Origin of the sequence: Cryobacterium inferilacus (assembly GCF_019599185.1) — a bacterium.
In the GTDB taxonomy this organism is placed as follows: Bacteria; Actinomycetota; Actinomycetes; order Actinomycetales; family Microbacteriaceae; genus Cryobacterium; species Cryobacterium inferilacus.
On the sequence record NZ_JAIEUL010000010.1, the window covers coordinates 15,873 to 29,909 of the forward strand.

12 protein-coding genes are annotated in these 14,037 nt (G+C 69.8%); 3 read left to right on the plus strand and 9 right to left on the minus strand.

Annotated features, from left to right (window positions below; all coding sequences use genetic code 11):
• Positions 1–9: 9 nt before the first annotated feature.
• From K2F54_RS10335 to K2F54_RS10355, 5 genes are all read right to left on the minus strand, one after another.
• Complete coding sequence (locus K2F54_RS10335; RefSeq protein WP_220605789.1) at positions 10–801, minus strand: hypothetical protein; 792 nt, start codon at positions 799–801, stop codon at positions 10–12.
• On the minus strand, positions 798–1,394 hold the full coding sequence (locus K2F54_RS10340; protein ID WP_220605790.1) for a hypothetical protein: 597 nt from the start codon (positions 1,392–1,394) through the stop codon (positions 798–800). Before K2F54_RS10340 ends, K2F54_RS10335 begins: the two co-directional genes overlap by 4 nt.
• Complete coding sequence (locus tag K2F54_RS10345; protein ID WP_220605791.1) at positions 1,394–1,984, minus strand: RNA polymerase sigma factor; 591 nt, start codon at positions 1,982–1,984, stop codon at positions 1,394–1,396. The genes K2F54_RS10340 and K2F54_RS10345 overlap by 1 nt, the downstream gene beginning before the upstream one ends.
• Before the next feature lie 85 nt (positions 1,985–2,069).
• Entirely contained in the window at positions 2,070–2,759 is a 690-nt protein-coding gene (locus K2F54_RS10350; RefSeq protein ID WP_220605792.1) for an NUDIX hydrolase, read from the minus strand.
• Between the two features lie 55 nt (positions 2,760–2,814).
• Complete coding sequence (locus K2F54_RS10355) at positions 2,815–3,348, minus strand: hypothetical protein (RefSeq protein WP_220605793.1); 534 nt, start codon at positions 3,346–3,348, stop codon at positions 2,815–2,817.
• Positions 3,349–3,519: 171 nt separating this feature from the next.
• On the opposite strand from K2F54_RS10355, the gene K2F54_RS10360 reads away from it, so the two are divergent.
• Complete coding sequence (locus K2F54_RS10360) at positions 3,520–5,382, plus strand: glycoside hydrolase family 15 protein (RefSeq protein WP_220605794.1); 1,863 nt, start codon at positions 3,520–3,522, stop codon at positions 5,380–5,382.
• Between the two features lie 40 nt (positions 5,383–5,422).
• On the opposite strand, the gene pgi is transcribed toward K2F54_RS10360, so the two are convergent.
• Positions 5,423–7,168: a glucose-6-phosphate isomerase gene (gene pgi, locus K2F54_RS10365; protein ID WP_220605795.1), complete on the minus strand. Its 1,746-nt coding sequence runs from the start codon at positions 7,166–7,168 to the stop codon at positions 5,423–5,425.
• Positions 7,169–7,323: 155 nt separating this feature from the next.
• Between pgi and K2F54_RS10370 the strand changes: the two genes are divergently transcribed.
• Positions 7,324–7,827 carry a SixA phosphatase family protein gene (locus tag K2F54_RS10370; RefSeq protein WP_220605796.1) on the plus strand — a complete coding sequence of 168 codons (504 nt, stop codon included), beginning with the start codon at positions 7,324–7,326 and terminating at the stop codon, positions 7,825–7,827.
• A gap of 9 nt (positions 7,828–7,836) precedes the next feature.
• Here the strand turns inward: K2F54_RS10370 and K2F54_RS10375 are convergent, their stop codons facing one another.
• Positions 7,837–8,778: a pseudouridine synthase gene (locus tag K2F54_RS10375; RefSeq protein WP_220605797.1), complete on the minus strand. Its 942-nt coding sequence runs from the start codon at positions 8,776–8,778 to the stop codon at positions 7,837–7,839.
• A gap of 106 nt (positions 8,779–8,884) precedes the next feature.
• On the opposite strand from K2F54_RS10375, the gene K2F54_RS10380 reads away from it, so the two are divergent.
• The gene (locus tag K2F54_RS10380) at positions 8,885–11,251 is read left to right on the plus strand and encodes an arylsulfatase (protein WP_220605798.1); all 2,367 of its coding nucleotides are present in this window, start codon (positions 8,885–8,887) and stop codon (positions 11,249–11,251) included.
• Positions 11,252–11,274: 23 nt separating this feature from the next.
• Here K2F54_RS10380 and K2F54_RS10385 read toward each other — a convergent pair whose 3' ends face one another.
• Positions 11,275–11,763: a heme-degrading domain-containing protein gene (locus K2F54_RS10385; protein WP_220605799.1), complete on the minus strand. Its 489-nt coding sequence runs from the start codon at positions 11,761–11,763 to the stop codon at positions 11,275–11,277.
• Positions 11,764–11,899: 136 nt separating this feature from the next.
• The gene (locus tag K2F54_RS10390; RefSeq protein ID WP_220605800.1) at positions 11,900–14,035 is read right to left on the minus strand and encodes an MMPL family transporter; all 2,136 of its coding nucleotides are present in this window, start codon (positions 14,033–14,035) and stop codon (positions 11,900–11,902) included.
• Between the last annotated feature and the right edge of the window lie 2 nt (positions 14,036–14,037).

Genomic DNA, 14,037 nt, shown 5'->3' on the forward strand with positions numbered 1-14,037 from the left:
GCGGGGGCGCTAGCCGAGCAGGATGGCGTCCAGGTTGTCGACCTTCACGCTGCGGTAGTCGCGGTACTCGTCGGGTACCTCGATCACCGTGGTCCAGGGGATGAGGGGTTCGTTGCAGCCGTTCTGACCGGCGGGCATGATGACCTCGCTCACGATCTCCAGGCTGCCGGTCGGCGCGTCGTGCAGGTATCGAGTGGGCCGGGACGCGCAGCCGGAGCCGAAGATCACCAGGGTGAGCTCGTTCCGGCCCGGTCCGGCGAGGGCGTAGGAGTCGGGGAACCCGTCGCCGGGCGGATGGGGCGGCTGGGCCGCATCCGTGCTGACGATGGTGACGGGTGCGAGGTCGTCGTCTGCGAACCCCACCGTGAATTGCGCCCGGGGGAAGTAGCAGTCGTCGGGGGTGCCCGCCGCGGCGGCCGCCTCGGTGCAATCCGACTCGGCCGGCGGTATCGCGGTCACAACCGCCCGGTCCAGACGGATGCCGGTGGGCACGGGCATCGTGACCTCGAATGAACCGTCGTCTTCGACGACCGCCGTGGCGGTACCCCGGATGGGGTCATCCGAGATGCTCGAGCGTATCTCGAGGGTCTGGGTGCTGCCGGGGTCCAGGGTGGTGCAGATGTCGCTGGGCTCGGCGGCCGGGCGGGAGACGGTGACATCCCCGCCCACAACGGCCCGCTCCGGGGTGACCACGATGCCGCAGCCGAACGGATCGGTGGACGCTCCCGGGGTCGCGCAGCCCGCCAGCAGCACGGCGCAGGCGACCTGCAGCGTCAGCGCACCGACCGTTGAGCGCCTCACGGCAGCAGCCCGGCCGGATCGAAATAGCCGAGCACGGTGACGCCGTCGGACTGGTAGATGGGCACGCGGGCGGCACCCGTGGCTGGTTCCGCGGTGTCTTCTGTGGCGAAGTCACCGGTGGCTGAATCGCTGTTGGCCTGGGCTGCCTGCCCGATCAGCATGTCGCTCCGGTAGGCGTACCCGGTTTCGCCGTTGAGCTCGAGCACGGGGATGAGCTCGTCTGAGGCGGCTTCGGTGACGCCGAGGTCGGAGTCCGTCGCGGCATCCAGGCTCTCGGCACTCTGGCCGTGGAGTGCATCGCCCGACTCGCTGCCGGACTCGTTGACGGCTTCGGGGCCGCTGGAGTTTTGGGCGACGACGGTGTCGCTCAGCCGGTCGTAGGCCACCACGGTGCCGGCCCCGATGCCGCCGGCGAAGAGCAGGGCTGCGGTCGCGGCCAGCGAGAACGCGGCACGGGAGAGGCGGGCGGTGCGCGGCCGCGGAGCCGCGGCCACGGTCCGCACGAGCAAGGCCCGGATGTCGGCGCTGCGGGTCGGGTCCATCGTGGGCCGGTCGGCGCGGTCGTGGCGGTCGTCGTGGCGGTCGGGGTTCATCACCGGCTCCACCCCTCTCTGGCGTCTGGTGTGCTCTGCAGCATCAGTTCGGCCATGCGGTTCTTCGCCCGGTACAGCCGGGATTTCACGGTTCCGATCGGAATCCGCAGGGCCAGGGCGGCCTCTGCGGTGGTCAGTTCCTCGAGTACGCAGAGGGTGAGGATGTCCTGGTCGCGGGCGCTCAGCTGCGCGAACACCTCGCGCACCCCTGGCGCGCTGCGGGCGCGGTCCAGGTCCGCACCGAGGTCGTCGGTGGGGTCGGGGTGCGAGCGCTCTGGCGAGAGCTTCGACAGGGCCAGACGGTAGCGCCGGGCGGATCGGGCCTGGTTGCGGCAGACGTTGTTGGTGGTCACCAGCAGCCAGCCGATCACCGACCCGTTCACCACCCGCACCCGGCGCCGGTGCCGCCAGAGCTCGAGGAACACGATCGCCGTGGCGTCTTCGGCGTCGTGCCGCGAGCCGAGCGCGCGCAGGGCGTGACCGAAGACCCGGTCACGATGCTCATCGAAGAGCTCCCCGAACGCCCCCGCATCCCCCTCGACGGCGCGTGCCCACACCTCGTACTCGTTGGTCCCCCGGGCAGCCGTCATACCTAATAATGTCCACACTCACGGTTCGGTTCCATCCACGCCACCGCGGTCGGCGGGCTGGCAGTGCGGGCCAGCCCCGTGCGGCTCAGCGGTCGGGGTGCACGATGCGGTCGGGGTCCCAGGGTTCGGCCCAGCCGAGCTCGTCGAACATGCGGGACAGCACGATCGCGGTGAACCCCCAGACCAGCCGGCCGCCGACGGTGAACGCCGGTGCCCGATAGTCGAGACCGGCAACGGTGTGCGCGGTGTTGGCCCGGTTGGCGGGGTCGAGGAGGTCGGCCACTGGCACTCGGAACACGTCCACGGTTTCGGCGTGGTCGATGGCGGCCACCTGGGACGGGCGGGTCCACCAGGCCGGAACCGGGGTGACGAGGTGGTTGCTCACCGGAACCGGCATGGCCGGCAGCGTGCCCAGGGGCTCGAGCCCGGCCGGGTCCAGGCCGGTCTCCTCCACGGCTTCCCGCAGGGCCGCGGCGATCGGGCCGGCATCGGATGCCTCCAGCCGGCCGCCGGGAAAGGCGATCTGACCGGGGTGGCTGCCGAGGGTCGCGGCTCGACGCAACAGGAGGACGTCCAGATCGCGCGGCACCGCCGGGGCAGCGGGTCCGCCCGCCAGGGCCGGGATGGCGTCGAGCGCCCCGAACAGCACGAGCACCGCCGCGTGGCGGGCCGCTGCCGCCTGCGGCAGGTCGCGGCTGCGCCCGGTGCCCCAGTCCAGGCCGCGCGCGCAGAGCGCGGCCAGATCGGCGCGGGCGTCATCCGAGTGGGCGGGCATTCCCCCAGACTACGACGGCCAGACTACGACGGTGCTCGGCCGGCCACGCTTCCGGTCACTCCGCGATCCTTCCCAGGGCGCTCTCCACTGCCGCCTCCAGGTCGGTCAGGGTGATCTCATCCGATTCCACGGCGGACACCGCCTGCGCTCCGGGCAGCGCCGCCGCCAGAGCGGTGCGGGCAGCTGACGGCACCATGCCGATGAACGCCGCCGATCCGTCAGCCAGCGCCTGTCCGACCTCGACCCGCAGGGCATGTCGCAGCCGATGCCCGCTGAACACATCCACCACGCTGCCGCCCACCGAACCGACCACGACGGTACCCAGCATCACCGGATCGAACAGTCCGACCAGAACCCCGACGCCGGCGCCCCAGCCGTGGCCGACGTGCCCGTGATCGTCGCTGGTCTCCTCCAGCCTGGCCGCTCCCCCTACGCTCCTGACCACCAGGATCATGCCTCTGGTGGACAGCTGCCGGCTGCGCACCAGCTCGGTGACGGCGTCGAAATCCCGCCGGGCCCTGCCAGGGTCGGCGTAGCCGGCCACCACCAACGCCATCGTGTCATCGCGCGTCGGAATGTCATCGCGCATCTCCTGGCCCTCCCCGCTCTCGGCGGAACCGATCCCACCTGCACCATAGCCCCGGAGCACGGCTTCGGGCGCTGCCGCCGCTGGGGTGCGTTGACAGTGCGACGACCGGGGACGACTCTGGACTCATCCGCCCGGCCAGACGCACCGCCAGACACCGGAAGGCCACCCGACATGAGGTTTCCACCGATCGCCGACTACGCGTTCCTCTCCGATTGCGAGGTGAACGCCCTGATCGCCCCGGATGGCGCGGTGGAGTGGATGTGCCTGCCCCGGCCGGACAGCCCCAGCGTCTTCGCGGCGCTACTGGACCGCACCGCCGGCCTGTTCGGCTTCTCCCCCACCAACACCGAGGTGCCCGAACAGCGCCGGTACCGACCGGGGACCATGGTGCTCGAGACCACCTGGCACACTCCCACCGGTTGGCTGACCGTGACGGATGCGCTGGTGATGGGTCCGCTGGCCGAGCACCGCCGCGAGGGCTACCGGCGCTCACCCGGCAGCGCGATCTCACAGCGCACGCTCCTGCGCATCGCCACCTGCTTCGACGGCCGGGTCGAGCTGCAGGTGAATTGCTTCCCGCTGTTCGACTACGCCAGGGACCAGGCCGTCTGGCACTTCGACGGCCCGGGGTACACCAGGGCCACGGTCGCCGCCGACGATGTGGTGCTCGTGCTCGGCGGCACCGTGCCGCTGGGGGTCGTGGGCGGGCGCTGCACCGGGCGCACCACTCTCGAAACCGGCGAGTCCGCGTTCGTGGCCCTGGGCTGGGACGGCAGCGTGCCGCACGACCTCGCCGAGGCAACCCGCCAGCTCGAGCAGACCGAGAAATACTGGCGCAATTGGTTGAGCATGGCCACCTTTCCCGACCATCGGTTCCGCCCGTATATCGAGCGCAGCGCCCTGGCTCTCAAGGGGCTGAGCTACGCACCGACGGGTGCCATCATGGCCGCGGCGACCACCTCGCTGCCGGAGACACCTGGCGGCGAACGGAACTGGGACTACCGCTTCACCTGGATTCGGGATACCGCCTTCATGTTGCGCGCGCTGCACGGGCTCGGCTTCGACGGGGAGGCCTACGACTACTTCGCGTTCATCGTCGACGCCGTCGGCGCCTCCCCGCCGAACACCGCCGGAGGACTGCAGATCATGTACGGGATCGGCGGTGAACAGGACCTCACCGAACACATCCTCGACCACCTGTCCGGCTACCGCGATTCCCGGCCCGTGCGCATCGGCAATGGGGCCTTCGACCAGCACCAGCACGATGTCTGGGGCATGTTGCTCGACTCGGTCGCTGAGCACCTCCGCGGCGGCGGGCAGATCGGCCCCGCGGCGTGGGAACGGCTCTGCGTGCTGGTGGATACCGCGATAGCGCGCAGTGCGGAACCGGATCAGGGTATCTGGGAGATGCGCGGGGCACCGCGGCATTTCGTCGCGTCGAAGGTGCTGTGCTGGGTCGCGGCCGACCGTGGCGCCCGAATCGCGGACAGTCGCGGCGATTCCCGCCGGGCTGAGTCGTGGCGGGCTTCCGCCGATCGAATTAAGGCGGATGTCTGTGACCGGGGCGTGAGTGACCGCGGTGTGTTCACCCAGCACTACGACACCACCGACCTCGATGCCTCGCTGCTGTTGCTGCCGATCATGGGGTTCCTGCCGCCGGATGACGACCGGGTGCGGGCGACCGTACTCGCGATCAACAAGGAGCTGACCGAGCACGGCCTCGTGCTGCGCTACCGGGTGGACCGCACCGAGGACGGCCTCACCGGCGAGGAGGGCACCTTCAGCATCTGCTCGTTCTGGCTGGTGTCGGCTCTGGTCATGATCGGTGAACACGAAGCGGCAGCGGCCCTGTTCCTCAAGTTGCTCTCGTTCGCCGGGCCCCTGCTGCTCTACGCGGAGGAGATCGACGCGACCACCGGGCAACACCTGGGCAATTTTCCGCAGGCGTTCACCCACCTGGCGCTGATCGACGCCGCCACCCGGCTCATCACGGCGGAACAGCGGGCGGAGGAGACCGCGCGCGGGCGCGCCTGACGGCGCGCCCGCGCGAGCGAACCGGGCGGGAGTCGCTCGGTTAGTGACGCAGCTGCAGGTACTTCGCGATCAGCGCCTTGGTGGAGGAGTCCTGCGCCGCCAGCACGGCGCTGTCACCCTGCACGGCCGGGGTGACCTGCAGCGCCAGCTGCTTGCCGAGTTCGACACCCCACTGGTCGAACGAGTCGATGCCCCAGACGGTGCCCTCCACGAACACGATGTGCTCGTACAGCGCGATGAGCTGACCGACCACACTCGGGGTGAGGGCGGAAGCCAGGATCGACGTCGTCGGCCGGTTGCCGCTGAAGACCTTGGCGGGAACGATGGCCTCCGCGACGCCGTCCGCGCGCACCTCTTCTGCGGTCTTGCCGAATGCCAGTGCCTTGGTCTGGGCGAAGAAGTTGGCCATGAACAGGGTGTGCACGTCCTGCCCCGGCTCGACCCCTGCGCCGTCGCCGGTCTCGTCCTTCAACGGATGCGCGGGGTTGGCCACGGCGATGAAGTCGGCCGGAACAAGGCGGGTGCCCTGGTGGATGAGCTGGTAGAACGCGTGCTGCCCGTTGGTGCCGGGTTCGCCCCAGAAGACCTCGCCGGTGTCGGTCGTGACCGGGCTGCCGTCCCAGCGCACGCTCTTACCGTTGGACTCCATCGTCAGCTGCTGCAGGTACGCCGGGAAGCGGTGCAGGTACTGCGCGTACGGAAGCACGGCGTGGCTCTGCGCGCCCAGGAAGTTGGTGTACCAGACGTTGAGCAGGCCCATCAGCACGGGCACGTTCTGCTCCAGCGGCGCGGTGCGCATGTGCTCGTCGATGGCGTGGAAACCGGCGAGGAACTCGCGCCAGTTGTCTGGGCCGATGGCGATGACCACCGAGGTGCCGATCGCCGAGTCGACCGAGTAACGCCCGCCGACCCAGTCCCAGAAGCCGAACGCGTTCTCGGGGTCGATGCCGAAGGCCTTGACCTTGTCCAGGGCCGTGGACACGGCGACGAAGTGCTTGGCGACGGCATTCGTGCGCGCCGCATCCGTCTCGTCGATGGCGCCGGTCGCGGCCAGCTCGGCCCACAGCCACTCGCGGGCCAGGCGGGCGTTGGTGAGGGTCTCGAGGGTGCCGAAGGTCTTGGAGGCGACGATGAACAGCGTCGTCTCCGGGTCGAGGCCCGCGGTCTTCTCGTAGACGTCGGTGGGATCGATGTTCGAGACGAACCGCACCTCCAGGCCGGCCTTCACATACGGCTTCAGGGCCTCGTAGACCATCACCGGGCCGAGGTCGGAGCCGCCGATGCCGATGTTGACCACCGTGCTGATCGGCTTGCCGGTCACGCCGGTCCACTCACCGGAGCGCACCTTGTCGGCGAACGCGTAGACCTTGTCGAGCGTGGCGTGCACGTCGGCGTCGACGTCCTGACCGTCGACGATGAAGCCGGCCGGGGGCACCAGGCCGGCGGCGCCCTGGGGGCGGCGGAGAGCGGTGTGCAGCACCGCGCGGTCCTCTGTGGCGTTGATGTGCTCGCCGGTGATCATCGCCTGGTAGCGCCCCGGCACGTCGACGTCGCGGGCGAGCTCCACGAGGTGGCCGAGGATCTCCTCGGTGATCAGGCCCTTCGACAGGTCGACTGTGAGGTCGGCCGCCTGGAAGGTGTAACGGTCTGCACGATCGGCATCGGCGTCGAACCACCCGCGCAGGTCGGGCGTGAAGCCGTCGGCGATGCCGGCGAGCTGCGTCCACGCAGCGGTGGAAGTGGGATCAACGGGGGTAGATTCGGCCACGAGGCCCTCCTGAATCATCGGAATACGGTCCACGGCTCCCGCAACGCTGCGAGGCGGTCCGAGTGCAAGCCTATGGCCGGGCCGCCCCTCCTCGCACATCTTTGACCCCGCGCGTCCGAGTGCGTCGGGCGCCGGCCGGCCAGACGGGTGCACGGCGGGTGCAGACTGGTGCAATGACCCCACCCACGCAGCGCACCCTGATCTTGCTTCGGCACGCCAAGTCCGACTGGTCGGGCGGCGAAGCCGACATCGATCGCACCCTCAATCCCCGCGGGCAGAGCCAGGCACCGGATGCCGGGAGTTGGTTGGCCGAGAACTACCCCGCCATCGACCTGGCCATCGTCTCCCCCGCTACCCGGGCCAGGGCCACCTGGGCGCTGGCCTCGGCGGAGTTCATCGATGGGCCGGAGGCGCGGATCGATGACCGGGCGTATGCGGCATCCGTGAATGATCTGCTCGACATCGTGCACGAACTGCCCGACGAGCTGCAGAATGTGATTCTCGTGGCCCACAACCCCGGGCTCGAGGAACTCGTCGCCGTGCTCACCGGCGAGGACATCACACTGTCGACGTCCTCCCTGGCCGTGCTGGGCCTGCCGGGCAGCTGGGCAGAGCTCGATACCGCCACGGCCGTGCTCGTGACCAGCGGCCGAGCCGGCCAGGCCGGCCTGGAGTAGGCACGAGCGTCAGCGGGCCCCTGCGACCTCCGCTGTCACCGGCAGCCGGCGCACACTCGCGAACCGCCGCTGGCCGCCATCGATGGGATCGGTGAAGGCCAGTTCGCTGGCCAGCAGCTGCAGCGGCCGTCGAAAATCGTGCACGTCGACATCCTGCAGCACGGGGTAGAGCGGGTCATCGATGATCGGGATGCCCAGCCCGAGCATGTGCAGGCGCAGCTGGTGGGTACGCCCGGTGCGCGGTGTCAGCCGGTACCGGCCCGTGTTCTCGTGCGCGCCCTCCAGTTCGATCACCGACTCGGCGTTGACGGGGGCGCCGGGCACGACCTCGCCCTGCCACTGGCCTGGCCGGGTGCGGAGGTGGTTCCGCACGGTGACAGGCAGGCGCAGGTTCGCGCGAAGCGGCGCCAACGCCCGGTACACCTTGGTCACCTCACCGCGTTGGAAGAGGGTCTGGTAGTCCCCGCGCCAGCGGCGTTCGGTGGCCAGCACCAGCAGTCCGCTGGTCACCCGGTCCAGGCGGTGCAACGGGGAGAGCTCGGGTAATCCCAGCTGGGCGCGCAGCCGCACCACGACGCTCTGCACGACGTGCCGGCCGCGCGGGATGCTGGAGAGGAACGGTGGCTTGTCGATGACCACGATCCGCTCGTCCCGGTAGACCAGGTGCAGCGGGCCGGGCACCACTGGTTCGTCGGCCAGGTCGCGGTGGAACCAGACAAAGGTCGTGGGCAGGTACGGGTCTGCCGCGGTGACCGGCGCACCGTTCTGGTAGACGAACCGCCCGCCGGCCAGGAACTCGGCAACGTGCACCCGCTCGGCCAGCCGGTGGTGCAGCCAGGCGGCCATGCTCGGCCAGGTGGGTTGGGGAACGCCGGGCCGGTCGCGCTCCGCGGTGCACAGCCACGCGGCGTCGAGCCCGTGTCGTGGCGGCAGAGGCGAACGTGGGGGCATCCCCCGATCGTACGGGCTCATGAGACTGACCTCATCTGAAGAGGGTGATGCCGCTCGTCGGGCGGGCAGGCTACCGTGCCCCCGGAGAGAGCCAGGAGGGCCCACCATGACCGCAGACCGCCACGCCCGCTCGATGCTGCCGATCCCGGACCGCCCGGCGCCCGGGCTCACCACCTACGACGCGAAGGATCCAGACACGCAGTACCCACCGATCGAGCCGTTGCGGCCACCGGCCGGTGCGCCGAACGTGCTGGTGATCCTGCTGGACGACGTGGGCTTCGGCGCGTCGAGCGCCTTCGGCGGACCGTGCGCCACGCCCAACGCCGAGAAGCTCGCCGCCGGCGGCCTCACCTTCAACCGTTTCCACACCACGGCGCTCTGCGCCCCCACCCGGCAGGCGCTGCTCACCGGTCGCAACCATCACTCGGTGGGCATGGGCAGCATCACCGAGACGGCCACCTCGGCGCCGGGAAACAGCTCGGTGCGCCCCAATACCAAGGCGCCCCTGGCGATGACCCTCAAGCTGAACGGCTACTCCACCGCCCAGTTCGGCAAGTGCCACGAGGTGCCCGTCTGGCAGTCCTCGCCGATGGGACCGTTCGACGCCTGGCCGTCCAGCGGCGGCGGGTTCGAAACGTTCTACGGCTTCATCGGCGGGGAGAACAATCAGTGGGATCCAGCCCTCTACGACGGCACCACCCCGGTGGAGCCACCGGCGACCCCGGAGGAGGGCTACCACCTCACCGAAGACCTGGCCGATCACGCGTGCAACTGGATGCGTTCGCAGAAGGCGTTGATGCCCGACAAACCGTTCTTCGTCTACTTCGCGCCGGGAGCCACGCACGCTCCGCACCACGTGCCGCAGGAGTGGGCCGACAAGTACGCGGGGAAATTCGCCGACGGCTGGGACGTGCAGCGGGAACGCACCCTGGCGAAGCAGAAGGAGCTGGGTGTGGTGCCCGCCGATGCCGAGCTCACACCCCGGCACGCGGAGATCCCCGCCTGGGACGACATGCCCGCAGAGCTCAAGCCGGTGCTCGAACGGGAGATGGAGGTCTACGCCGGGTTCCTGGAGCACACCGACCACCACGTCGGCCGGCTGATCGACACCGTCACCGACCTGGGCATTCTGGACGACACGATCATCTACTACATCATCGGCGACAACGGGGCCTCCGCCGAGGGCACGGTCAACGGGGCGTTCAACGAGATGGCGAACTTCAACGGCATGGCTGCCCTGGAAACACCGGAGTTCCTGGCCGCGAAGCTGCCGGAGCTCGGCAGTCCGAGCTCGTACAACCACTACGCGGTCGGCTGGGCGTGGGCGATGGACACCCCGTTCCAGTGGACCAAGCAGGTCGCCTCGCACTGGGGCGGCACGCGCAACGGCACCATCGTGCACTGGCCCACCGGCATCGCAGAGAAGGGCGGGCTCCGGGAGCAGTTCACCCACTGCATCGACATCGCCCCGACCATCCTGGAGGCCGCCGGCCTGCCGGAGCCCACCATGGTCAACGGTGTGCAGCAGTCCCCCATGGAGGGGGTGAGCATGCTGTACAGCTTCGGCGACCAAAGCGCCCCTGAGCGGCACGACCTGCAGTACTTCGAAATGTTCGGCAACCGGGGCCTGTACTACAAGGGTTGGAGCGCGGTGACGAAACACCGCACCCCGTGGGTGATGCTCGGTGGGGAGATTCCCGCGTTCGATGACGACGTCTGGGAGCTCTATGACGGCAGCACCGACTACAGCCAGGCTCGCAACCTGGCGGCGGAGCATCCGGAGATGCTCGCCAAGCTGCAACGGCTCTGGCTGATCGAGGCCACGAAGTACAACGTGTTGCCGATCGACGACCGCGGCATCGAACGGGCCACCCCCGAGATCGCTGGGCGCCCGACCTTGACCAGGGGAAACAGCCAGCTCCTGTTCGCCGGGATGGGTCGGCTGTCGGAGAACAGCGTGGTCAGCGTGAAGAACAAATCGTTCTCGGTGACAGCAGAATTGGTGGTGCCGCCCGATGGTGCGAACGGCGTGATCATCGCCCAGGGCGGCCGGTTCGGGGGCTGGAGCCTGTACGCCAAGGCGGGTCGGGCCACCTTCGTGTACAACGTGCTCGGCATCCGGCAGTTCAGCACCGAGGCAGACCGACCGATCCCGACCGGCCGGTGCCAGGTGCGCATGGAGTTCGCCTACGACGGCGGCGGCCTGGGCAAGGGCGGCAACGTCACCGTGTACTACGACGGCACCCCGGTGGGCACCGGCCGGGTGGAGGCCACCCAGGCGATGATCTTCTCCGCCGATGAGACGACGGATGTCGGCTACGAGTCCGGCACGGCCGTCACCGCCGACTACACCACGGCACGTAGCCGCTTCAGCGGTCGGATCAACTGGGTGCAGATCGACCTCGGTGACGACAACCACGACCACTTCATCGACCCAGAGGAGCGTTTCCGCATCATCATGGCCCGGCAGTGAGTCGTCAGCGGCACGCGCTCCGGTCAGGCCGCGGCGGCCTGGGCGGCCTCGAGTGCCCAGACGACCAGGTCGTGATCGAGGTTTTCGACCAGTCCTGACACCCCGACGGCACCGATCAGGGAGCCGTTGACCCGCAGCGGGAAGGCGCCGCCCGCCGCCACGTACTGGGTGATGGGCAGGCCGGTGGCCGCGTTGAAGTCCTGGCCCCTGGCCCGGTACTTGGTGCTGACCAGGAAGGACGGCACGTTGTACCGGGACACCACCCGGAACTTCCTGGCCAGCCAGTCGTCGTTGTCTGCTGTCGTGCCTGGCCGGGCCGCGTGGAAGACGCGCTGCTCGCCGAAGCTCATCGTCACGGTGATCCTGAGGTCCTCCGCTGCGGCCCTGGCCATGATCGCGCTGCCGAGCCGGTATGCGTCGTCGTAGTCGAACGAGGTGAAACCGATGCGGGCGTTCTGTTCCTCCAGCAGCGGGAGTAGCGCCTGGGCGGCGGGGTCAGGGGTGAGCGACATGGCAGGGTCCGTCTTCGTCAGGATGTCGGCAGCGGCGCCGCACTACCGAGCACGATACCGGTGCCGGGCGTGCGGCGCACACCTCGGTCGACGGGGCTGCATGCCCGTCGAGGCGGATGACGGCGAAGACCCCTGGTCAGCCTTCGATGGTGAGGTGCGGCATCCGTTTGTCGAGCCAGCGCGGCAGCCACCAGTTGGCGCGGCCGAGCACCGTCATCACGGCGGGCACCAGCACGCCGCGCACCAGGGTCGCGTCCACGAGCACGGCCACGGCCAGGCCCACGCCGAACATCTTGACGACGGGGTCGGGGTTGGGCACGAACGAGATGAACACACTCACCATGATCAGGGCGGCCGAGGTGATCACCCTGCCGGTGCTGCCGATACCGTGCACGACGGCGCGGCGGTTGTCGGCGAAGCTGTGCCAGGACTCCTGGATGGCGCTGATCAGGAACACCTCGTAGTCCATCGACAGCCCGAACAATACGGCGAAGAGCAGCAGCGGCACGTAGGCCTCGATCGGCACGGCGGCGTCGAGGCCGGTGAGCTGGATGCCGTTGCCCTGCTGGAACACGAACACGAGCACCCCGTACGCCACCAGGATCGACACCACGTTCATCGCCGCCGCGGTGAGCGGGATCGCCAGGGAGCGGAACGCGAAGAAGAGCAGCACGGCGCTCGCCGCGATCACGGCGATGATCACGGTGAGCAGGCTCGAGTCGATAATGCCGGCGAAGTCGGCCTTCGCCGCCGTCTGGCCGCCGACGAGCGGGTCGAGGTCGCCCTCTGCGCCGGGAATCACCGTGTTGCGCAGGGTTTCCACCAGCGTCGCGGTCTTCGGGTCGCTCGGTGCGGTGGTGGGGATCACCGACCACTGGGCGGCGGTGCCGTCATCGCTGACCGTGGCGCCGACCACGCTGGCCACCCCGTCGGTGGAGCCGAACGCGGTGGTGAGCGCGGCGAGGGCGGGGTCGGCGGGCACCGACTGGTCGCTCGGCTCCGGCGTCGGCAGGGCGGTGATCACCAGCAGCGGCCCGTTGACCCCGGCCCCGAACGCGTCGCTGAGCACGTCGTAGCTTTGCCGGGTGACCCGGTCGGTGGGGTCGTTGCCGTCGTCGGTCTGGCCGAGCTGCAGGGCGGTGACCGGGAACGCCAACGCCGCCAGCACCACGACACTTCCGGCCAGGGACCACCAGGGCCGTTTCGAGGTGGCGGCGCCGATCCGGTGCCAGACGCCGGGTTTTTTGCGCCGGGCGGTGCGGCGGGGCAGGGCCAGCCGCTCGATTCCGTCGCCGAGCAGCCCGAGCACGGCCGGCAGCAGGATCAGGCAGGTGAGCAGGGCGCAGGCGACGCCGGCCGCTGCCACCCAGGCCAGCGAGTTGAGGTACGGCACCCCGGCCAGCACCAGGCCGGCCAGGGCCACCATCACGGTCACCCCGGCGAACACGATGGCGGAGCCGGAACTGGCCATGGCCCGGCCGGCCGCGACCGGGATCGGCGCCCCCGTGGCCCGAACCGTGCGGAACTTGGTGATGAGGAAGAGGGAGTAGTCGATGCCGACGCCGAGGCTGAGCATCGCCGCGATCGTTCCGGAGACAGTGGGGATGGCATCCAGCCGGCTGAGCAGGGCGATGGCGCCGAGCCCGAAGACCAGGCCGAGCAGGGCCGTGAGGATGGGCAGCGCCATCGCGACGGCGGTGCCCAGTGACAGCAGCAGGATGACCGCGGCCGCGATGAGCCCGACCAGCTCAGCGCCGTGGGTGGGCTCGGCGGCGAGGGTGGTGGCGATCTGCCCGCCGGGCAGCACCGTCGCGCCGGAGGGGGCGCCGTCGGTGGCGGTGTCCAGCACGGCCTGGGCGATGGCGGGGGTGACTCCCCGGGTTTCCACGTCGAAGGAGACGCTGATGTATGCCACGCTGCCGTCGGAGCTGATCGCCGTGGGCAGCAGCACGGCCTGGGTGACGTGGTCATCACCGGCGATGCTGCCGGCCAGGCTCTGCAGCGCGGCGGTGCCGTCTGCCGAGGAGAACGCCCCGGCGTCGCCGGAGAAGACGATCGTGCCAGAGCCCTTCGCGCTGTCGGGGAAGGCCGAGTTGAGCAGGTCCTGCGCCGCGGTGCTCTCGCTGCCAGGCAGGGTCACCGTGTCGTCGGTGCTCTGCCCCCACCCCAGACCGAACCCGGCCACGAGCCCCACGACCGCGAGAAAGACCACGACCACCCGCCACGGGTGACTGGCGGCGAAGACCCCGTACCGTTCGAGCAACGTGTGCATGA

What these genes read in the sequence shown, in the direction of transcription:
- K2F54_RS10390 (WP_220605800.1), bottom strand. Translation starts at nt 14,035, where the DNA reads ATGCACACGTTGCTCGAACGGTACGGGGTCTTCGCCGCCAGTCACCCG.
- K2F54_RS10355 (WP_220605793.1), bottom strand. Translation starts at nt 3,348, where the DNA reads ATGCGCGATGACATTCCGACGCGCGATGACACGATGGCGTTGGTGGTG.
- K2F54_RS10340 (WP_220605790.1), bottom strand. Translation starts at nt 1,394, where the DNA reads ATGAACCCCGACCGCCACGACGACCGCCACGACCGCGCCGACCGGCCC.
- K2F54_RS10350 (WP_220605792.1), bottom strand. Translation starts at nt 2,759, where the DNA reads ATGCCCGCCCACTCGGATGACGCCCGCGCCGATCTGGCCGCGCTCTGC.
- K2F54_RS10375 (WP_220605797.1), bottom strand. Translation starts at nt 8,778, where the DNA reads ATGCCCCCACGTTCGCCTCTGCCGCCACGACACGGGCTCGACGCCGCG.
- K2F54_RS10380 (WP_220605798.1), top strand. Translation starts at nt 8,885, where the DNA reads ATGACCGCAGACCGCCACGCCCGCTCGATGCTGCCGATCCCGGACCGC.
- K2F54_RS10360 (WP_220605794.1), top strand. Translation starts at nt 3,520, where the DNA reads ATGAGGTTTCCACCGATCGCCGACTACGCGTTCCTCTCCGATTGCGAG.
- K2F54_RS10370 (WP_220605796.1), top strand. Translation starts at nt 7,324, where the DNA reads ATGACCCCACCCACGCAGCGCACCCTGATCTTGCTTCGGCACGCCAAG.
- pgi (WP_220605795.1), bottom strand. Translation starts at nt 7,168, where the DNA reads ATGATTCAGGAGGGCCTCGTGGCCGAATCTACCCCCGTTGATCCCACT.
- K2F54_RS10385 (WP_220605799.1), bottom strand. Translation starts at nt 11,763, where the DNA reads ATGTCGCTCACCCCTGACCCCGCCGCCCAGGCGCTACTCCCGCTGCTG.
- K2F54_RS10345 (WP_220605791.1), bottom strand. Translation starts at nt 1,984, where the DNA reads ATGACGGCTGCCCGGGGGACCAACGAGTACGAGGTGTGGGCACGCGCC.